Annotated in this window: 17 protein-coding genes and 1 pseudogene; 11 read left to right on the plus strand and 7 right to left on the minus strand. The window is 73.7% G+C overall.

Annotated elements, in window-relative coordinates; translation table 11 throughout:
- The first annotated feature begins 28 nt into the window (after positions 1-28).
- Entirely contained in the window at positions 29-1225 is a 1197-nt protein-coding gene (locus ACH4D3_RS11375; RefSeq protein WP_398319682.1) for a globin domain-containing protein, read from the plus strand.
- A gap of 62 nt (positions 1226-1287) precedes the next feature.
- On the opposite strand, the gene ACH4D3_RS11380 is transcribed toward ACH4D3_RS11375, so the two are convergent.
- Entirely contained in the window at positions 1288-1638 is a 351-nt protein-coding gene (locus ACH4D3_RS11380) for a hypothetical protein (protein ID WP_398319685.1), read from the minus strand.
- Between the two features lie 190 nt (positions 1639-1828).
- Here ACH4D3_RS11380 and ACH4D3_RS11385 point away from each other — a divergent pair, with 190 nt between their 5' ends.
- The gene (locus ACH4D3_RS11385; RefSeq protein WP_398319687.1) at positions 1829-2521 is read left to right on the plus strand and encodes an adenosylcobinamide amidohydrolase; all 693 of its coding nucleotides are present in this window, start codon (positions 1829-1831) and stop codon (positions 2519-2521) included.
- A gap of 70 nt (positions 2522-2591) precedes the next feature.
- Here the strand turns inward: ACH4D3_RS11385 and snpA are convergent, their stop codons facing one another.
- Complete coding sequence (gene snpA, locus ACH4D3_RS11390; RefSeq protein WP_398319690.1) at positions 2592-3275, minus strand: snapalysin; 684 nt, start codon at positions 3273-3275, stop codon at positions 2592-2594.
- Positions 3276-3515: 240 nt separating this feature from the next.
- On the opposite strand from snpA, the gene ACH4D3_RS11395 reads away from it, so the two are divergent.
- Both ACH4D3_RS11395 and ACH4D3_RS11400 read left to right on the plus strand, forming a co-directional pair.
- Positions 3516-4502, plus strand: coding sequence for a LysR substrate-binding domain-containing protein (locus tag ACH4D3_RS11395; protein ID WP_398319693.1), 987 nt, complete (start codon positions 3516-3518; stop codon positions 4500-4502).
- Between the two features lie 67 nt (positions 4503-4569).
- Positions 4570-5331 (plus strand): PepSY domain-containing protein, encoded by a 762-nt coding sequence (locus ACH4D3_RS11400; protein WP_398319696.1) that lies wholly within the window; start codon positions 4570-4572, stop codon positions 5329-5331.
- Between the two features lie 76 nt (positions 5332-5407).
- Here the strand turns inward: ACH4D3_RS11400 and ACH4D3_RS11405 are convergent, their stop codons facing one another.
- The 3 genes from ACH4D3_RS11405 to mdlC all read right to left on the minus strand — a co-directional run bounded on the left by ACH4D3_RS11405 (position 5408) and on the right by mdlC (position 9815).
- On the minus strand, positions 5408-6643 hold the full coding sequence (locus ACH4D3_RS11405; protein WP_398319699.1) for an MFS transporter: 1236 nt from the start codon (positions 6641-6643) through the stop codon (positions 5408-5410).
- A gap of 89 nt (positions 6644-6732) precedes the next feature.
- Positions 6733-8187 (minus strand): benzaldehyde dehydrogenase, encoded by a 1455-nt coding sequence (locus tag ACH4D3_RS11410; RefSeq protein ID WP_398319702.1) that lies wholly within the window; start codon positions 8185-8187, stop codon positions 6733-6735.
- 47 nt (positions 8188-8234) lie between these two features.
- A complete protein-coding gene (mdlC, locus tag ACH4D3_RS11415) occupies positions 8235-9815 on the minus strand; it encodes a benzoylformate decarboxylase (protein ID WP_398319705.1) in 1581 nt (526 codons plus the stop codon).
- A 94-nt stretch (positions 9816-9909) separates the two neighbouring features.
- Between mdlC and ACH4D3_RS11420 the strand changes: the two genes are divergently transcribed.
- The 4 genes and pseudogenes from ACH4D3_RS11420 (at position 9910) to pgm (ending at position 13556) form a co-directional block, all read left to right on the plus strand.
- Entirely contained in the window at positions 9910-10845 is a 936-nt protein-coding gene (locus ACH4D3_RS11420) for a LysR family transcriptional regulator (protein ID WP_398319708.1), read from the plus strand.
- A 40-nt stretch (positions 10846-10885) separates the two neighbouring features.
- Positions 10886-11305 (plus strand): annotated as a pseudogene (locus ACH4D3_RS11425) (Type 1 glutamine amidotransferase-like domain-containing protein); the annotation flags it as partial.
- Positions 11306-11464: 159 nt separating this feature from the next.
- Positions 11465-11827: a hypothetical protein gene (locus ACH4D3_RS11430; protein ID WP_398319711.1), complete on the plus strand. Its 363-nt coding sequence runs from the start codon at positions 11465-11467 to the stop codon at positions 11825-11827.
- A gap of 88 nt (positions 11828-11915) precedes the next feature.
- Positions 11916-13556 carry a phosphoglucomutase (alpha-D-glucose-1,6-bisphosphate-dependent) gene (gene pgm, locus ACH4D3_RS11435; RefSeq protein ID WP_398319714.1) on the plus strand — a complete coding sequence of 547 codons (1641 nt, stop codon included), beginning with the start codon at positions 11916-11918 and terminating at the stop codon, positions 13554-13556.
- Between the two features lie 39 nt (positions 13557-13595).
- Here pgm and ACH4D3_RS11440 read toward each other — a convergent pair whose 3' ends face one another.
- The gene (locus ACH4D3_RS11440) at positions 13596-14792 is read right to left on the minus strand and encodes a cytochrome P450 (protein ID WP_398319717.1); all 1197 of its coding nucleotides are present in this window, start codon (positions 14790-14792) and stop codon (positions 13596-13598) included.
- A 245-nt stretch (positions 14793-15037) separates the two neighbouring features.
- Here ACH4D3_RS11440 and ACH4D3_RS11445 point away from each other — a divergent pair, with 245 nt between their 5' ends.
- The gene (locus tag ACH4D3_RS11445) at positions 15038-15511 is read left to right on the plus strand and encodes an ATP-binding protein (protein ID WP_398319719.1); all 474 of its coding nucleotides are present in this window, start codon (positions 15038-15040) and stop codon (positions 15509-15511) included.
- A gap of 245 nt (positions 15512-15756) precedes the next feature.
- Here the strand turns inward: ACH4D3_RS11445 and ACH4D3_RS11450 are convergent, their stop codons facing one another.
- Positions 15757-16308: a GNAT family N-acetyltransferase gene (locus tag ACH4D3_RS11450; protein ID WP_398319722.1), complete on the minus strand. Its 552-nt coding sequence runs from the start codon at positions 16306-16308 to the stop codon at positions 15757-15759.
- A gap of 142 nt (positions 16309-16450) precedes the next feature.
- Here ACH4D3_RS11450 and ACH4D3_RS11455 point away from each other — a divergent pair, with 142 nt between their 5' ends.
- Together ACH4D3_RS11455 and ACH4D3_RS11460 are read left to right on the plus strand one after the other, a co-directional pair.
- Positions 16451-18364 carry a SpoIIE family protein phosphatase gene (locus ACH4D3_RS11455; protein WP_398319725.1) on the plus strand — a complete coding sequence of 638 codons (1914 nt, stop codon included), beginning with the start codon at positions 16451-16453 and terminating at the stop codon, positions 18362-18364.
- Positions 18365-18626: 262 nt separating this feature from the next.
- On the plus strand, positions 18627-19190 hold the full coding sequence (locus tag ACH4D3_RS11460) for a hypothetical protein (protein ID WP_398319728.1): 564 nt from the start codon (positions 18627-18629) through the stop codon (positions 19188-19190).
- Positions 19191-19207 lie beyond the last annotated feature (17 nt).

Consider the following 19207-nt stretch of genomic DNA (forward strand, 5'->3'; position numbering starts at 1 on the left):
AATATCATCTACCAATTAAGGAGTCGCTGTGCTCTCCGAACAGTCCGTTCCCGTGGTCCGAGCCACCCTCCCCGCCGTCGGAGCGGCCATCGGCGACATCGCCGACCTGTTCTACCGCAAGCTCTTCGACGCCCACCCGGAGCTGCTGCGGGACCTGTTCAACCGGGGGAACCAGGCCAACGGCGAGCAGCAGCGGGCCCTGGCGGGCTCGGTCGCCGCGTTCGCCGGTCTGCTGCTGGAGAACCCGGACGAACGCGCCGACGTGATGCTCTCCCGCATATCGCACAAGCACGCCTCGCTCGGCATCACCCCCGACCAGTACACGATCGTCCACCGGCACCTGATGGCCGCCGTCGCCGACGTGCTCGGCGACGCCGTCACCCCCGAGGTCGCCCGGGCCTGGGACGAGGTCTACTGGCTGATGGCCAACGCGCTCATCGCCCTGGAGGCCCGCCTCTACGCCGAGAAGGGCGTCGCCGAGGGAGACGTCTGGCGCTCCATGGAGATCGTCGACCGGGTCGAGGAGAGCGCCGACGCGGTCTCGCTCGTCCTGGGGTCGGCCGACGACCGTCCCGTCGTGCCGTTCCGGCCCGGTCAGTACGTCAGCGTCCAGGTCGAACTGCCCGACGGCGCCCGGCAGATCCGCCAGTACAGCCTGTCCGCCGCGCCCGGCCGGTCCGACTGGCGCATCACCGTCAAGCGCGTCCGGGGCGACGGACAGCCGGACGGCGAGGTCTCCTCCTGGCTGTACGCGAACGCCCGCAAGGGCGACGTGCTCGACGTATCGCTGCCCGCCGGGGACCTGGCCCTTGCGGAGCACGACGGCCCGCTGCTGCTGGCCTCCGCCGGCATCGGCGTCACCCCGATGCTCTCGATGCTCGACCACCTGGCCGCCGCCGGTGCCACCCGCCCGGTGACCGTCGTGCACGCCGACCGGACCCCCGACCACCACGCCCACCGGCAGGAGCAGCTCGACCTGATACGCACGTTGCCCGACGCCCGGCTCCACCTGTGGTACGAGGAGCCCGGCGACCAGGCGCCGGAGGCGTCCACCGGCCGAGCCGACCTCGGCGGCATCGACCTGCCCGCGGACCTCACGGTCTACCTGTGCGGCCCGGTGCCCTTCATGCGCGCGGTCCGCGGCGACCTGCTGCGCCGCGGGGTGCCCGCCGAGGCCATCCACTACGAGGTCTTCGGCCCCGACCTCTGGCTCGCACAGCAGTAGCGGCGGCGGCAGTGGCGACGGTGGCGGCCGACGTCGCCCGCCGCGGAACTCCGGTACGTGCGTTAGGCCGCGGCGGTGAACGCGGTGCTGATCGCGGTGTCGACGCGGGCGTGCACCACCAGGCGCGGCCCCGAGGAGTCGGCGTTGGCGTCGAGCAGCCGCCGGACGGGCGCGCTGTGGGTCACGACGGACATCAGGACACCGAGCCGCCCGCACCACTGATGGGCCCGGAGCACCGCGCTGACCGCGGCGTGGCCGCCCGCCCGCTCGGTCAGGACGATGACGACGGGGGTCGGCCGATGGGCGTCGACCAGGTTGGTGATGTGCGTGGTCAGCGTGGCCCGCCCGGCGATACCCGGGTCCTGGTCCACCGTGATGACCAGGACCCCATGCTCCAGGGTGTGGGACAGCATCGCGGCCTCCGATCCGTCGCCTGGTGGCGAAGTTGTGTTCAGTGAAGGTGCCCGGACCCGGGTCCGCAATGCGCCCCGCGACGGACCGGCCGGCCGGCCGCCGGGACACCGGCCCCGAGTACGATCGTCCGGTCCGTCTTCGTCCGGTCCGTCTTCGACCTGCGCCGATCACCGCTGGGAGCCCCGACCCGTGCCCGCCCTCCTGCCCCCGCCCCGCACCGGGGCCGACCGCATGCCGGCCCCGGAAGACCTGACCCGGGTGGAGGACGGCGAACGGCTGCACGCCCTGCTGTGGCGCCCGGGACCGGGCTGGCGGATGATCAGCAGCGCCGTGCTGGGCGGCGGGACCGGGGAGCGCGCCTGGGTGCTCAACGCGCAGGTCGCCCACGGCTACCGGCGCACCGACCCCGCACGGCACCTGGCCGACCTGGCCCGAGCCGCCGGGGCCCGTGGGCCGGGCGTGGGCCTGATGACGGCCGCCGACGTCTCCGCCCACGGCCGGGCGCGGGACGGCGGGGCCGAGGCGGTGGCGACGGCCGGCATCTCGGTGCGGGGCTGGGCGGCCGCGCCGGAGGACGGCGCCGCCGGGGCCGTGCCGCCCGGAACGATCAACATCGTCGCCGCGCTGCCGGTGGCACTGAGCGACGCCGCCCTGGTCAACGCGGTGATGACGGCGACCGAGGCCAAGGTCCAGGCACTGCTCGACGCCGGTCTCGACTGCTCCGGCACCCCCACCGACGCGGTGTGCGTCGCCGCGCGGGCCCCGGTCGGCGACGCCGAGGTGCACGCCTTCGCGGGACCCCGTTCCGAGTGGGGCGCCCGGCTGGCCCGGGCCGTCCACCGGGCCGTACGCGCCGCGCTCCCCGCCGTCGCGCAGCCCTGAGCGCGGCGCGCTCAGGTACACGCGTGTGTGGGCGGCCCGGCCGGGCCGCCCACACGGTGGTCCGCGTACGTCAGCGCTGGGAGGCCTTCTCCAGCGCCTTGTCGAGGGCGGCCTGGAAGCCGTAGGCCCACAGCTGGTTCACCCGGCTGCGCTCGTTGGAGTTCGGGTAGGGGTTGGTGCAGGACGGGCCGGGGCCGCCGCCGGACATCAGCTCGCTGCACGGCCCGGAGTAGTGGTCGGGGAGGCCGAGCACGTGCCCGGTCTCGTGGGCGGTCACGCGGGTCGAGTCGTACTGCTGGTTCTGCCGGTAGTCGAGGAAGATGTAGCCGCTGCCGTGCCCGTCCGTGGAGGCGTACGAGCCGCGCGAGTCGTTGCCCTCGTAGTACGCGAAGTCCGCGCCGGAACTCGACTCCGCGAGCCGCACGTTGGACACCGAGCTGTTCCAGATCTGGGCGGAGCGGGATATCTGGGAACGGAAGCTCGGCGCGTTGGTGGCGCTGTAGTAGACGGTGACCGCCGCGGCGGCGGACGGGTTGGCGGCACGCTTCTCGGCGACGGACTTGACGACCGCCTCGAAGAACGCACGGTTGGCGGCCGCGTCCTCGCCCGAGCCGACCGAGGGCTGGTAGCCGAGCTGGGCGGCCCGGACCGGCTCCTGGGGCGCCGCGGCCGTCGCGGCGGGGCCGGCGCCGAGCACGGCGGCCGTCAGGCCGAGACCGACCGTGGTGGACAGCAGGGGCAGGGTGATACGCATCGATGACTCCTTGAGTGGGGGAGTGGGGAGAAGTCGTCATCGGTGAGTGTGGGGCGCCCACGAACCCGCTGTGATGATGGCAACAGGTGATAGGGCCGGGCTATCACCCACCCTTCGGCCACTCGGCACGGCCACCCGGTCCGCCACTCGTCGCGGCTTTGACCAGAGTGCAGAACTCGCCCTGTTCCGCCGCGTTTTGTTCACCTGGCGCAACCAACTGTTCCGCTTTACGCTCCCTGCATGGAGCTCGAGGTGAGGCACCTACGCGCACTGTGCGCCATCGCCGACGCCGGCAGCCTGCACCGGGCGGCGCGCCAACTGGGCGTCGCACAGCCCACGTTGAGCACCCAGTTGACCCGCATCGAACAGGCCCTGGGCGGACCGCTGTTCACTCGGGAGCGCACCGGCTGCCGCCCCACCCCGCTCGGCCGGACGGTGCTCGGCCGGGCCCGTCCGCTGCTGACCGACATGAGCACCCTGGTCCGCGAGGCCCGCGCCGCCGCGGCCGGCGGCGACAGCAGGCTGCGGGTCGGCTCCACGGCCAGCCGGGCCCTGGCCGGCTGGCTGCGCCGGCTCAGACGGCCGGGTCTGGAACCGACCCTGCAGATGGACGTCTCCGCCAACGCGCTGCTGCGCCGGGTGACCGACGGGCAGCTCGACGTCGCCTTCGTGCACGAGGTCGAGGGCTGTGCGCTGCACATCCCCGAGGACCTGCGGCTGCGCGTCCTGGTCGAGCGCGAACCGCAGTTCGTGATGCTGCCCGCCGACCACCCCGCGGCCGCCCGGCCCGTCGTCCGCCTCGCCGACCTCGCCGACGACCGGTGGATGGTCGACCCCACCGTCGACGGCGAATGGGACGGCGTGCACCGTATGCTGCGCGCCGTCGGCCTCAACCCCCGGGTGCTGCACGGCGACTACCACACGACCGCCTCCCTGGTCGCCACCGGTGAGGTCGTCACGGTCTGCCAGCCGAGCTCCCAGTCCCGGCCCGACATGGCGGTGCGGCGCCTGTACGGCGACCCCCTCGGCGTACGCCTGCTGCTGGCCGCCCGCACCCGGGCCGAGCTGGACGCCGTCTTCCCCGCCCTGGAGGACGCGTACTGGGAGGTCGCCCGGCAGTCCACCGCGTACCGGGAGTGGCTGGAAGGGGGCGGGATCCGGACGCTGCCCCGATGCCCGGTGACCGCCACGGGAGGCGGCCGGGTGGAGTTCGTGCGGGCTCACTGAAAGCCAATAGGGTGATTTTCATACCGGTCCGGTGTGTCTGCGTGACGGAGCGGTTACGGACAGCATCATGAGCTCTGCACGACGACTTCCCCCTTTGCGTTCGCTGGCCGTGACCGGTGCCCTGGGCGCCTCCGTCCTGCTGCTGACGGCCTGCACGAACGCCGATACGAACCGTTCCAGCGTCGCGGAGGCGGCCCAGACCGAATCCCCCTCCGCCACCGACACCGCGTCCGCGTCCCCCACCGGCTCCCCGTCGGCCTCGATGAACGAGGACCAGACCGAGCGCAAGGACCTCGTCACGGCGACGAAGGTCACCTGGGACAAGGCCGCCGACACCGCCGTGAAGGAGGTCCCCGAGGGCAAGCTCGTGGACCTCGAACTCAAGCGCGTGGAGGCCGACGCGACCGCGTCGCCGACCGGCTCCCCGACCGGCTCGCCGAGCCCCAGCATGCCGAACCCGGCACCCAGTGAGGGCGCCCCGGAGTGGGAGGCCAAGGTCGCCCAGTCCGACGGCACCCTGCACCGCATCGACATCGACGCGGTGAACGGCAAGGTCTTCCGCACCATGGTCGATCCGGACCAGGACCCCGACGACAAGACCCAGGTGACCGACTGGCTGGACAAGGCCAAGCAGACGCCGGAGCAGGCGGTCGAGGCGGCCACCGCCAAGGCCAAGGGCACCGTGACCCACGTCGAACTCGGCGACAACGACGACCAGCAGGTCGTCTGGGGCGTCGACGTGGTCGACAAGAGCAACTGGAACAAGACCACCGTCGACGTCGACGCGGCCAACGGCAAGGTGCTCGGCCAGAAGGTCGACAAGGACTGACACACCGGCCCCCGGACACCGACGGGAGCAGTGGGCCGCGCGGCCCACTGCTCCCGTTTCCCATGCCCTCGGGGCGTCACCCGGCAGGCTCGGCCCCGTCGCCGCGCGGCAGCGTCAGCACGGCCAGGAAGCCGAGGACCGCCACCGCCGCGAAGAAGTAGAAGCCCCACGGGTGCCCCACCCCCGACGCGACCAGCGCGCCGGTGATCGACGGGCCGACGATCGAGCCGATCCGGCCGATGCCGGACGCGGAGCCCAGCGCGGTGCCGCGCACGGACGCCGGGTAGTAGTGCGTCACATAGGCGTAGACCAGCACCATGGCCGAGAAGACGAACACGCCGGTGAAGAAGACCACCACGTTGAGCAGCAGGTCGCTCTCCATCTTGACGCTCAGGCACCCCAGCATGAGCACCGAGACGGCGAACCAGACCATGGTGGTGCCCTTGATGCCCCGCCGGTCGGCCACGTACCCGCCCAGGACCAGGCCGACGACGCCGCCGATGTTGAGCACCAGGAGCTGGGTCACGGCCGTCGGCACGGGGTAGCCCGCGTCGTTCATCAGCTTGGGCAGCCAGGTGTTGAGGCCGTAGACCAGCAGCAGGCCCATGAACGAGGCGACCCAGATGCCGATGCCCGCACGCAGGTACGCCGGCTTGAGCAACTCCGTGAACGGCACCCGCTGCGCCCCGTCCCGCTTGGCCCGTTCGAAGGCCGCCGACTCCGGCAGCTTGAACCACTGGATCGCGGCGATCACCAGGCCGACGACGCCGAGCAGGTAGAAGAGGATCTCCCAGTTGTCGCTCACCTGGAGAGCCAGCAGCGAGGTGATCACCGCACCGGTGTGGTAACCGGTCATCGTCAGGGTGCTGGCCCGCGCCCGGCGGCTGGCCGGCATGTGCTCGGCCATCATCGTGAGCGAGACCGGCATGCAGGCGCCCAGGCCCAGACCGGCGAGGAGGCGCAGCGCGGCGAACATCGCGACGGAGTTCGCCAGCGGCACCACGATGGTGAGGACCGAGAAGAGCACGACCGAGCCGATGAGCAGGCGGCGGCGGCCCAGCCGGTCGGCCAGCGGACCGACGCAGACCGCGCCGATGGCGACGCCCACCAGCGAGAGCGTCGCGATGGTGGTCGCGTCGCCCGCGGTCATGCCGAGGTGGTGGGTCTTGAGCAGGGTGGGGATGATGGCGCCGAGGACGACGAGGTCGTAGCCCTCCAGCAGGACGGTGATCCAGCACAGGATCACCGTCCAGGTGCCGCCGGCGGCGCGGCCGGCCTGCGCGGGCGCGCCGGACGTGGTGGTGGAAGCCATGGTGACTCTCCCCCCGGGGACGGGTGTGAGTGAGCGGAGCCGGACCGGCCGGGGCGGCCGGGTGGGACCGGTACGGGTGACCGGAGGGATCAGAACGGGTAGTCGGCGATGTCCGGGCGGACCGTGAGCCACTGGGTCTCGGTGAACGCCTCGACGTTGGCCGCGGCGCCGCCGAACCGGGAGCCGGTGCCGGACGCCTTGACCCCGCCGAAGGGGGCGTTGGGCTCGTCGCTGACCGTCTGCTCGTTGATGTGCACCTTGCCGGAGTCGATCCGGTCGGCGAGCTTCATCGCCGTACCGACGTCGCCGAGGATGCCGACCGACAGCCCGTACTCGCAGTCGTTGACGATCCGCGCGGCCTCCTCCGTGGTGGCGAAGGAGATGACGGGCGCGACCGGGCCGAAGATCTCCTCGCGCCAGGCCGGCATGTCCGTCGTCAGGCCGGTCAGGACGGTGGCGCGGTAGCCGGCGCCGTCGATCTCGCCGCCCGCGGCGACCTTCGCGCCCGCCGCGACGCTGTCGGTGACGATGCCGTGCACCCGCTCCAGCTGCCGCCGGTCGATGATCGGTCCGAGCGCCACGTCCTCCCGCGCCGGATCGCCCACCGGCAGCGCCTCGGCCTTCGCGGCGAGCGCGGCGGTGTACTCCTCCACCAGCGACTCGTGCACGATGTGCCGGCCGGTCGTCATGCAGATCTGCCCCTGGTGCAGATACGAGCCGAACGCACCCGCCGACGCCGCCTTCGCCACGTCCGCGCCGGGCAGCACGACCAGCGCGTTGTTGCCGCCCAGCTCCAGGTGCGCCCGCTTCAGCAGCCGCCCGGCCTGCTCGCCGATCGCCCGCCCGACCGGCGTGGACCCGGTGAACGAGATCACCCGCACCTCGGGCGCCTCCACGACCGCCCGGCCGACCGACCCGTCGCCCGGCAGCAGGTGCAGGACACCGGCCGGAAGCCCCGCCTCCTCGAAGATCCGGGCGATGACGACACCGCCGCTCACCGCGGTGCGCGGGTCCGGCTTCAGCAGCACGGCGTTGCCGAGCGCCAGCGCGGGGGCCACCGAACGCAGACCGAGGATGAGCGGGAAGTTGAAGGGCGCGATCACGCTGACGACACCGGCGGGACGGCGCCGCGCGAGCGACCAGCGGGCGTCCTCCGAGGTGAGCACCTCGCCCTGGGGATGGGTCGGCAGTCCGGCGCACTCGAAGCACTCGCTGATCGCGAGGCCCGCCTCGAAGGCCGCCTTGGACCGCACCGAGCCGGCCTCGCGCACCAGCCAGTCCTCGATCTCGGCGGCGTGCTCGGTGAACAGCTCACCCGCACGCCGCAGCACGGCCGCCCGCCGCTGCGGCGAGGTCGCCGCCCACCCGCGCTGGGCCTCGGCGGCCCGGGCGGCGGCGCGGTTCACGTCCTCGGCCGAGGCCAGGCCCACCGTGCCGAGCCGGTCGCCGGTGGCGGGCTCGGTCACCGGCTGCTCGGTGGGGGAGCCCTGCCAGCCGTCGCTGGAGAACTTCCCGCCCCAGACGGCGCTGTCCAGGAGTGTCATCGTCTTCCCTCTCGTCGGAGTCTTCGGTGTGGTGTTCGGGAGTCGGTTCAGGAGGGCGTGGTGAGTGCCGTGTCCACCTGGATCAGGCGGGGACGGTCCGGCGTCTCGGCGAGCGCGGCGCGCAGCTCGGCCACCCCGCCGACGTGCTGGGCGCGGACGCCGTAGCCGTCCGCGATGCGGGTGAAGTCGAGGCCCGGGATGTCGAGGCCCGGCGTGTCCGGCACGCCCAGCAGGCCGCCGAACCAGCGCAGCGCCCCGTAGGTGCCGTTGCGCAGCAGGACGACGGTCAGCGGGACCCGGTGCTGCGCGGCCGTCCACAGGGCGGTGATGCCGTAGTTGGCCGAGCCGTCCCCGATCACGCCGACGACCGGCCGTCCGGGCTGTGCCATCGCCACGCCGACCGCACCCGGCAGCCCGAATCCGAGTCCTCCGGCCGCCGGGAAGTAGTAGGAGCCCTGGCGGCGCAGGTCCATCTGGCGCCACCACGCCGCGTTGGTCGACGTCGACTCGACGACGTACGCGGTGTCCTCGGGCATCTCGTCGCGCAGCGCGGCGAAGACCTGCTCCGGATGGAGCGCCGGGCCCTCGGCGGTGAGCGGCTCGGGCACGGGCCGGTAGGGGTCCGCGGGCCGGTCGGCGGCGTCGAGCGCCTCCAGGAGTACGTCGACGACGGCACCCGGGTCGGCGACCAGCGCCTCGCCCATCGGCGCCCGCGCGGCGGCGGAGGCGTCCTCGGTCACCTGGATCAGCCGGGTGCCCTCGGGCAGGTACCGGCCGGGCAGATGCTCGTGGTAGCGGAAGACCGGCGCGCCCAGCACGAGCACCAGGTCGTGGCCCTCGAAGGCCGCCGAGACCGGCGCGATCCCGGCGGGCAGCACACCCCGGAACTGCGGATGCCGGTTGGGGAACGGCAGCCGGAACTGCGAGGGCGCCGCCCACACCGGACAGCCCAGCCGCTCGGCCAGCCGCACCGCGTCGTCGAAGCGGCCGGCCGAGTCGATGTCGCCGCCCAGCACGAGCGCGGGGCGCCGGGCCGAGGCGACCTGCTCCACGAGCCACCGGCGCTGCTCGCCGCCCGGCACCGCGGCCCGCAGCACCCGCCGGTCGAGCACGGCCAGGGCGTTGTCGTCGACGTCGGCCGACCAGTCGTCGTACGGCACCGACAGGTACGTCGGGCGGCGCTGGAGCCGCGCCTCGAAGACGGCCTGGGCGAGCGCACGCGGCACGTCCCCGGCGCACGCCGGTTCCGCCGCCCAGCCGACCAGCGGCTTCATCAGGGCCGGGGCGTCGACGCTGGCCAGGTTGGCCTCGGGGCCGATGGCCGGGCGCACCTGCTGCCCGGCCACCACCACGAGCGGCGTACGGGAGGCGACGGCGTTCGTCAGGGCGCCCATGGCGTTGCCGGAACCGGAGGCGGCGTGCAGGTTGACCAGCACCGGGCGGCCGGTCGCCTGGGCGTACCCGTCCGCCATCCCGACGACGGCGCCCTCGTGCAGACCGAGGACGTAGCGGAAGCCGTCGGGCAGCCCGGCGAGGAAGGGCAGCTCGTTGGAGCCCGGATTGCCGAAGACGGTGGTGAGCCCCTGGCGCTCCAGGAGTTCGTGGGAGACACGACGCACGGATGGCACGGACGTTCCTTTCGAAGTGACGCGGCACACGCTAGGCACCCCACGACATGGGCACCAATAGATGTTTTGCCACTCCGATATAGAGTTCTTCGATATGGGCACCTTCGATCTCAACCTGGCCCGCGTGTTCGTCCTGCTCTACGAAACGGGCAGCGTCACGGCCACCGCCGAGACGCTCCACGTCACGCAGCCCACCGTCAGCTACAGCCTGGGCAAGCTGCGGCGGCACTTCGACGACGAGCTGTTCCGCCGCAACGGACGCGGGCTGACCCCCACCGCCGGCGCGCGACGGCTGTACCTGCCGCTCCAGCGCGCGCTGGCCGAGATCGACGGGACGGTCCGCCAGGGCGACCTCTTCGACGCCGGGAGCATGTCGGGCCGGTTCACCATCGCCCTGTCCGACCTCGGTGAGGCGACGCTGCTGCCGAGGCTCGTGGCCACCGCGCGCGAGCGGGCGCCGGGCGTGTCGTTCACCGTCCGCCCCTTCGACGTGGAGGACGCCGAGGGCCAGCTGCGCCGCGGCGACCTCGACGTGTTCGTGGCCACCCCGGTGATCACCTCGCACCTCACCGTGCGCATCCCGCTCTTCCGCGAGCGCTACGTCCTGATGGTCGCGGCCGACCATCCGCGCGTACGCGGCGACGCGGTCACGTCGGAGGACCTCGCCTCGGAGCACCACGCGACGGTGTTCGGGCCGAGCGGCCACGTCGCGCCCCGGGCCCTGCTGGGCGCGCACGGGCTCCTGGAACGGGTGGCCGTGGACGCCACCCGCTTCTCGATGCTGCCCTACCTGCTGGAGCAGACCGACCTGGTGGCCATCGTCCCCGAGTACGTCGGCGAGGTCTTCACCGCGTCCCACCGGGTGCGCCTGGTGCGGCTGCCGTTCGAGACCGAGCCCATCGAGATCGCCCTGTACGCGCGGCACGAGTCCTCGCGCAGCCCGGCCCAGCGCTGGCTCGTGCAGTTCATGGCGGAGGTGCTGGGCGAGCAGGTGAGCCCGGCCCAGCTGCCGCCGTCCAGCCGTCGTTAGGACCACCGCATGACGGCACCGGAACCCAGGCCGCCCGGGTCTGGCCGTGTGGCGCGTGCACGGCCTCGACCGGGTCATGCGCAAGGCCTGGGAGACGGGCGTCGTGCTCAGCGGCGTGAGCGCGGGCTCCCTGTGCTGGTTCCGGGGCGGCGCCACCGACTCCTTCGGTCCCGAACTGCGCCCGGTCACCGACGCGTTGGACTTCCTGCCCTACGGCAACGGCGTCCACTACGACGTCGACCCGGGCCGCCGGCCCCTGATCCACCGCCTCGTCGCCGACGGCACCCTCCCGACGGCCCACTGCACGGACGACGGGGTGGGCCTCGTCTACCGCGGCACCGAACTGACCGAGGCGGTCGCCGAAGTCCCGGGCACGGGCGCCTACGTGGTCGTCCGCGACGGCGACACGGTGGTGGAGGAGCGGATCGAGCCGCGGGAACTGCACCGTCCGCGGCGGTGAACCGGTCCCGGCGGTGAATGGTCCGCGCGGGGGACCGGTCCGCGCCCGGGACCGGGGCAACACCTCGACGGACGAGCCTCGTTGGGCGTCGCGGCCGCCGTGCCGGACCGGCGCGGGACGTCCGTGTTTGCCCGCGCGGTCAGGGGCAAGGCGGTGTCCATGAGCGATCCGAACAAGAACACGAGCAAGAAGCCGGCCGCCACCGCGACCGTCGAGTCCAAGGCCGGTGACGCCGCGTCGGCGGCCAGGTCCGGTGCCCGGCGCTCGGCCGACGCCGCGAACGGCGCCGTCCGGACCGCGGCCAAGGGGGTGGCGGCCGGCCGCCAGGCCGTGGCCGCCACCTCGGGCCAGGTCGCGGCCGCGGCGAAGACGGCGTGGACGGTCGTCGCGCACCGCAAACTCGTCGCCGCCGGCGTGGGCGCCGGCCTCACCGCCGTGAGCGCCGCCTCCTACGCGGTGGGCCGCCGCGCCGGACGGCACACGCACGGACCCCTCACCCGCCTCACCGGCGGCCGGATCTGACACCGGCCGCCACGCACGGCGCCGCTCCCCGGACAGGGGAAGATGGGACCCGCGAGCGAAGTCCCGACCTATGCGGAGGAGTGGGCGCATGCAGCACGACCGAGCGGGAAAGCCGGCCGGCCCCGAGGACCTGATCGACGTCGCCCGGCTGGTGACGGCGTACTACGCCCTGCACCCGGACCCGGCCGAGCCCGCCCAGCGGGTGGCCTTCGGCACGTCCGGGCACCGGGGCTCGTCGCTGGCGGCGGCGTTCAACGACGACCACATCGCCGCCACCAGCCAGGCCATCTGCGAGTACCGCTCGGCACAGGGCACCGACGGCCCGCTCTTCCTGGGCGCCGACACCCACGCCCTGTCCGAGCCCGCGAGGGTCACCGCACTGGAGGTCTTCGCCGCCAACGACGTGACCGTCCTCATCGACGGCGCGGACGGCTACACCCCCACCCCGGCGGTCTCCCTCGCCATCCTCACCCACAACCGGGGCCGCACCTCGGGCCTCGCCGACGGCGTGGTCGTCACCCCCTCGCACAACCCGCCCGCCGACGGCGGCTTCAAGTACAACCCTCCCAACGGCGGCCCCGCGGGCTCGGACGCCACCTCCTGGATCCAGGACCGGGCCAACGAGATCATCGCGGCCGGTCTGAAGGACGTACGGCGTGTCCCGTACGCGCGGGCGCTCGCCGCCCCCGGCACCGGCCGCCACGACTTCCTCGACGCCTACGTCCGCGACCTGCCCAGCGTCCTGGACCTCGACGCGATCCGCTCGGCGGGCGTGCGGATCGGCGCGGACCCGCTGGGCGGCGCCTCCGTCGCCTACTGGGGCCGGATCGCCGAGCAGCACCGTCTCGACCTGACGGTGGTCAACCCGCTCGCCGACCCGACCTGGCGGTTCATGACGCTGGACTGGGACGGCAAGATCCGCATGGACTGCTCCTCGCCGCACGCCATGGCGTCCCTCATCGAGCGGCGCGAGAGCTTCACCATCGCCACGGGCAACGACGCCGACGCCGACCGCCACGGCATCGTCACCCCCGACGGCGGCCTGATGAACCCCAACCACTACCTCGCCACCGCCATCGCGTACCTGTACGCCCACCGCACCGACTGGCCGGCCGGCGCGGGCGTCGGCAAGACGCTGGTGTCCTCCGGCATGATCGACCGGGTCGCCGCCGACCTCGGCCGCCGCCTGGTCGAAGTCCCCGTCGGCTTCAAGTGGTTCGTGGACGGGCTGGTCGACGGCTCCCTCGGCTTCGGCGGCGAGGAGTCCGCCGGGGCGTCGTTCCTGCGCCGGGACGGTTCCGTGTGGACCACCGACAAGGACGGCATCATCCTCGCGCTGCTCGCCTCCGAGATCACCGCCGTCACCGGCAAGACCCCCTCCGAGCACTACGCGGCGCTCACCGCCCGCTTCGGCGAACCGGCCTACGCCCGCATCGACGCACCCGCCACCCGCGAGGAGAAGGCCCGCCTGGCCAAGCTGTCCCCGGCCCAGGTCACCGCCGACACCCTCGCCGGGGAGCCGGTCACCGCCGTCCTCACCGAGGCACCCGGCAACGGCGCCCCCATCGGCGGCATCAAGGTGACCACCGAGAACGCCTGGTTCGCGGCCCGCCCCTCCGGCACCGAGGACGTCTACAAGATCTACGGCGAGTCCTTCCGCGGCGCGGACCACCTCCGCCAGGTGCAGGACGAGGCCAAGCTCGTCGTCCTCGGCGCCCTGGGCGGCTGACACCGCGGCGCCGCCGCCGTACGTCGGTCCCCGGGCCGGTCAGCCGCGGCCGGCCCGGGGAAGTGCCACCGTCAGCCCGCGGATCTCGTAGCCGTCGATGGCCTCCTGGAAGGCGACGCGCGGCGCACCGCTCATCCGGACGCCGTCGAGGGCGAACAGACGGCTGAGGAACACGTCGGTCTCCAGCAGGGCGATGTGCGCCCCGGGGCACCGGTGCGGTCCGTCGCCGAAGGAGAGCCCCGCACCGACCGCCTCGGCGCGCTCCGGGCGGACGAGCAGCGGCTCTTCGCCCACGGCCGTCGGGTCCGCGTTGGCGTTGTCCAGGTGGACCTCGACGTACTCGCCGGGGCACACCGTCACCGGCCCGTCGGGGCAGGACAGCTCCACCGCCTCCGTCGCCCGCCTGCGCAGGCGCCCGATGACGGGCTCCAGCCGCAGCAGCTCCTGGAGCACGGCCAGCCGCCCCGTCTCGTCCGCCGACCGGTAGTGGCCGAGCAGTTCGGCGTCCGAGAACAGGTGCCAGGCGGCCAGGCACACGAACTCGCGCGTGGTGACCATGCCCGCCGCGGCGAAGGTCAGGCACTCGCCCAGGATCTCGACGTCCGAGCAGCCCTCCGCGATCAGGTGGGAGATCAGGTCGTCGTGCTCGCGGCGGCGGTGCGCGCGGACGGCGGGGCGCACGTCGGCCAGGTGGATGCGGAGCCAGTTGGTGTTCTGCCGCACCAGCCAGTACAGGCCGCGGACACTGGTCAGTCCCGGCTCGCCGAACTCCTCCGGGAAGAAGCGCTCCAGCCTGCGGCGGATGCCGGGTCTGCTGTAGCGCAGCCCGACGACCTCGCTCACCACGCCGATGGCCAGGCCGAAGGCGAGGTCGGAGAGCGGGGCCTCGCCGGCCGAGCGCAGGACGGCCAGCTGCTCCTCGGCGATCCGGACCATCGGCTCGCGGTAGTGCTCGTGCACCCTGCGGGGAGTGAAGTAGCGGGCGGTCTGCCTGCGGTGCTCGCGGTGCTCGGGGCCGTCCCGGTAGAGCACGGGCCGGCGGACGCGCGGCGGCAGCTTCTCCACCGTCTCGATGCCGAGACCGGCCTGAACGGTGCCGGGACCGCGCAGCAGCGCCCGCGCGACGGCGAAATCGTGCACCTGCCAGGTCCCGTCCGCCGCCCGGTCCACCGGGCACGCGGGCCCGGCCCGGCCCCGGTCGGCCTTCCGCGCGGAGACCCGTCCGTCCTGCGCCATGTGGCCACCCCCCACTCCGGCCGCGCGGCCCCGGCGGCCACCGGCTCGACGACGTGGTCACCAGGATCGGCCACCAGCCCGACGCGGACCAGCCCCCGGACCCGCCGCGTCGGGCGGTGCCGCGATCCGACAGGTCTCCCGACCCGCCCATGCCGACCACGGCTCGGTGGGGCGGGTGATGTTTGCCGGATTCGGGGGTAGACGGGTCGGCGTAACGGTCAAGGCTCAGGAAGAGGGCGGATCGGATGGACGGGGCTGCCCGTACGGGGGACCGGCCGAGAGACGGGTCGGTCAAGGTTTCGGCGGAGTACCAGGGCATGCCCGGCGACATCGCCAGGGGCCGGGAACTGGCCCGGCGGTTTCTGGCGCGGGTGCGCGCGGTACAGGGTGCCCAGGTGTCCGAACGTGCGGGGGAAGTGGTGCAACTGGTGGTCAGCGAGCTGCTGACGAACGCCTGCAAATACGCGCCCGGCCCCTCGCTGGTCGATCTCGAACTGGCCGAGGACCGGGTGGAGGTCACGGTGTGGGACAGCGCGCCGGTGCTCCCCGTGCCCGGGCCCGCGGACCCCGGCCGGGTCGGCCGGCACGGGCTGGAGATCGTCATGGCCGTCTGCGAGAGCTTCGAGGTGCACCGGGAGCCGGTCGGCAAGCGCATGAGGGCCGCCGTGGGACTCGCCGACGACCTGAACCGTACGACCACCCTCGGCCACCCGGCCTGAGCCGCCGGCCTGACCCACCCGGGGGGTCGCGCCCGGCGGCGGCACCACCCGGGGGCGACGGGGCGTTGCTCCGGGCGGTGGTGCAGGAGGTGCCTGCGTGGTGGCGGGCCGGTGGTGGGCGGTGGCGTGGCATCCGCCCGCGTGGCGGCGTGTTCCGCTCCGGGCCGTGACGCGTCACCCGCGTGCGTGGCGGCGGCCCCGTCCCGCGTGGTGAGGGGACACCGCCGTTCGCCGCCCGGCCCCCGCTACAGCGCGCCGGGCCGGTGGTCGCGGGATCGGAGGCGGTACACGACGGAGCGGCGCAGGGGGCCCTCGGGGATCTCCGGGTCGTCGAAGTCGTCGGCCGGGTCGTAGGTCATGCCCAGGCGGTCCATCACCGCCCGCGAACGCCGGTTACCGACCGCGGTCACCGCGAGGACCTCGGACAGCCCGAGTTCCTCGAAGGCGTGCGACACCACGGCCCGTCCCGCCTCGGTGGCGAAGCCGTGCCCCCAGGCCGGGCGGGCCAGGCGCCAGCCCGCCTCCACTCCGGTGAACGGCATGCCGTCCTCCACGGGATCGAGCCCGGCGAAGCCGATGAACTCGCCGGTGGCGGCGATCTCCACCGCCCACCAGCCCCAGCCCCGCCGGTCGAGGTCGGCCTGGAAGCGGGCCGCGGACGCCTCGCTCTGCGCCCGGGTCAGGACCTCGGGGAAGTACTCGCGGACAACCGGGTCGGCGTTCATCGCCGCCCACGGGCCCAGGTCGGACGCCCGCCAGTCGCGGAGCACGAGACGATCGGTTCGAAGTTCGGACATCGCGTGAACGTACGGGACACGGCCCGGGCGGGGCGACCGGTTTTGCACACCCTCGATCCTCCCCCTCGGCCGCGCGGAGCGGTTCATCACCGCCCCCTGGGGAACCTGGCGGGATGGACGGCATCGGAAGGCTGTGAGGGTCGTGACGTCACGCTGGGCGGGCCACCGGAACGGCGAGGAACCAGGGCACGACACGTCGGCCGAGGCACACGGCGTGCCGGAGCCCGTGGAGCCCGACTTTCCCCGTGCCGTCCTGCGCGCCCTCGGCGCCGGCGTGCTCACTCTCGGTCCCACCGCCCGGATCACCTCGGTGAACCCCTGGGCAGAGCACCTGCTGGGCCGGTCGGAACGGGAGATGCTCGGGCACGACGCGCACGACCTCCTGCACCGGCACGCCGACGGCAGCCCCGTACCGCGCGAGCGGTGCGCCCTGCGCAGGCCCCTGCACGGGGTGCCGGCCGAGGAGGGCAGCGACGAGTACTTCCAGCGGGCCGACGGCACCACGGTCCCCATCATCTGGGCCACCACCCCCCTCGTCCGCGGCGGACGGCAGGAAGGGCTGGTGCTCGTCTTCCACGACTTCAGCCTGCACCGCAGCGCCGCCGACGAGACCGAGGCGCGGACCACCGCCCTGGAGGCACTCACCGCCCAGCTGCACCTGGTCGCCGAGATCTCCACCGTGCTGGTCCCCACCGAGCGCACCTCCACCACCCTCCGCCGGCTCGTGCGGCTGCTGGTGCCGGAACTGGGCCAGTGGGCGGCGGTCGACGTCTACCCGGGCCAGTCGGACCTGATGGAACGGGTGGCGGTACGCAGCAGCACCCGGCCGGACCGGGCCGGACCACTGCGCGGGCCCATGACCTCGCTGCCGGACCAGGCCCGCGCCGCGCTCACCCTGCTCATCAAGAGCGACCGGCCCGTCCCGCTCAAGGCCGACGACCTGTTCCGCGACCCGGAGCACCCGCTCGCCGCCACCCACCGGGTGCTGTTCGAACGGCTCGGCGGCCACGCGGCCGTCGTCATCCCGCTGCGCACCCGCCAGCGGTCCTACGGCATCCTGACGGTGGGCCGCTCCGGAGAGCGCCCCGCCCACACCGAGGCCGAGGTCGCCCTGCTGGCGGACATCGGCCGCCGCGTGGGACTGGTCCTGGACAACGCCCGGCTCTACCACGAGCAGCAGAACGTCGCCGAGACCATGCAGCGCCAGCTCCTGACCCCGCTGCCCCAGGTCGACCACCTCCGGATGGCCGCCCGCTACTGGCCGGCCGAGAGCGCCATGGAGGTCGGCGGCGACTGGTACGACGCCTTCCTCCTCGGCGACGGCGTGATGGCGCTGGTCATCGGGGACGTCGTCGGACACGACCTGCAGGCCGCCGCCCACATGGCCGAGGTCCGCAACATGCTGCGCGCCCTGGCCTGGGACCACCAGGAGCCGCCCAGCGTGATCATGCGCCGGCTGGACGAGGCCGTGACCAACACCAGCGACGCGCCCATGGCCACCCTCGTCTTCGCCCGCGTCGAAGGGGCCGAGGGCGGCCCCTGGCGGCTGCACTGGGTGAACGCCGGACACCCGCCGCCGCTGCTGATCACGCGGGACGGCGGCACGCGCTTCCTGGAGGGCGGCCACGGCCCGCTCATCGGCATGAGCGCCACTCTGCGCCTCGGCCTGGACTGGCCCGACACGCGCGAGGAACTACCGCCGGAGAGCATCCTCCTGCTCTACACCGACGGCCTGGTCGAGAGCCGCGACCGTCCCATCGACGTGGGCATGGACCAGCTCCGCCACCATGCCGGCGTACTGGCCGGGCGGGCGGACGTGTGGAGCGTCGACGACTTCTGCGACGAACTGCTCGCGCGCATCGCGCCGCGCGGGGACGACGTCGCCCTGCTCGCCCTGCGTCTGCCCGCCGCCGGCATGGGTGCGCCCGGCGACACCGCGCCGCCCCCGCCGCCGCAGTCCGGGCAGAGCGAGGCCACCCCCGACCGGGCCGCCCCCGGCTCCCTGCGCCAGGAGCCCGAGGTGCAGGACCCGACCCACGTGGACCCGGAGCAGTAGCGGACCCTGGGGCCGCGCGGGCGGGGGTGACAGGTCGTCGCGGGGTGACACCCCGTCCGGACCGGCCCAACTCCACCGCCGTACGGACCAGTTCGCGGCCCGGCGGGAAGCGGGCCCCGCACCCGAACGGGCGGCGTGTTCACCCGGCTGAGCGCCTTGAGTGGTGCGAGACGGACGACGGGCTGACGGTGATTCACGTCGGGGCCGGGTCACCTCAGCTGACGAAGCACCAGCTGCCCGGCCGTGACGGAAGGAACCACAGATGCGTTCTGCTCGGATGCTCCTGACCACGGCGGCGGCCTCGGCCGTCTTCGTCCTCGGCGCTCCCGGCGCCTACGCGGCGGCCGGTGGCGACTGGGACCACGACGACTCTTCCTACAGCAAGGAGCACGACAACGGAAGCAAGCACGACGAGCCGCGCGGCGGCATGCACACCGGCGGCGGCGCGCTGGCCGCGGTGAGCGAGGGCGACTGGAACCACGACGACGCGTCGTCCTCCGGCAAGGAGCACGACAACGGAAGCAAGCACGACGAGCCCCGTGGCGGCATGCACACCGGCGGCGGCGCGCTGGCCGCGGTGAACGAGGGCGACTGGGACGGCGGTGGCCGCGAGTCCAAGGAGGGCGGCTCGCAGACCTACCAGCAGGACGAGGGCGAGAGCTCCCGCGGCGGCGGCGAGCACGAGAAGCCGCGCGGCGGCATGCACACCGGCGGCGGCGGACTGGCCACGCCGACCACGACCGCGGGCGGGCTCGCCGTCCTGGCCGTCGCCGCGACCGGTCTGTACGCCGTCCGGCGCAAGAAGTCGGCTCACGGAGTGGCGTAAGCCGTGCCGGGCGCCAT

The sequence above is a fragment of the Streptomyces sp. NPDC018026 genome, assembly GCF_044327745.1.
Lineage (GTDB): Bacteria > Actinomycetota > Actinomycetes > Streptomycetales > Streptomycetaceae > Streptomyces > Streptomyces rubrogriseus.

Coding starts and splice junctions, on each gene's coding strand:
- ACH4D3_RS11440 (WP_398319717.1), bottom strand. CDS start 14,792: ATGGCGCAGGACGGACGGGTCTCCGCGCGGAAGGCCGACCGGGGCCGG.
- ACH4D3_RS11395 (WP_398319693.1), top strand. CDS start 3,516: ATGGAGCTCGAGGTGAGGCACCTACGCGCACTGTGCGCCATCGCCGAC.
- ACH4D3_RS11450 (WP_398319722.1), bottom strand. CDS start 16,308: ATGTCCGAACTTCGAACCGATCGTCTCGTGCTCCGCGACTGGCGGGCG.
- ACH4D3_RS11380 (WP_398319685.1), bottom strand. CDS start 1,638: ATGCTGTCCCACACCCTGGAGCATGGGGTCCTGGTCATCACGGTGGAC.
- ACH4D3_RS11445 (WP_398319719.1), top strand. CDS start 15,038: ATGGACGGGGCTGCCCGTACGGGGGACCGGCCGAGAGACGGGTCGGTC.
- ACH4D3_RS11400 (WP_398319696.1), top strand. CDS start 4,570: ATGAGCTCTGCACGACGACTTCCCCCTTTGCGTTCGCTGGCCGTGACC.
- ACH4D3_RS11405 (WP_398319699.1), bottom strand. CDS start 6,643: ATGGCTTCCACCACCACGTCCGGCGCGCCCGCGCAGGCCGGCCGCGCC.
- pgm (WP_398319714.1), top strand. CDS start 11,916: ATGCAGCACGACCGAGCGGGAAAGCCGGCCGGCCCCGAGGACCTGATC.
- ACH4D3_RS11410 (WP_398319702.1), bottom strand. CDS start 8,187: ATGACACTCCTGGACAGCGCCGTCTGGGGCGGGAAGTTCTCCAGCGAC.
- snpA (WP_398319690.1), bottom strand. CDS start 3,275: ATGCGTATCACCCTGCCCCTGCTGTCCACCACGGTCGGTCTCGGCCTG.
- ACH4D3_RS11420 (WP_398319708.1), top strand. CDS start 9,910: ATGGGCACCTTCGATCTCAACCTGGCCCGCGTGTTCGTCCTGCTCTAC.
- ACH4D3_RS11430 (WP_398319711.1), top strand. CDS start 11,465: ATGAGCGATCCGAACAAGAACACGAGCAAGAAGCCGGCCGCCACCGCG.
- ACH4D3_RS11460 (WP_398319728.1), top strand. CDS start 18,627: ATGCGTTCTGCTCGGATGCTCCTGACCACGGCGGCGGCCTCGGCCGTC.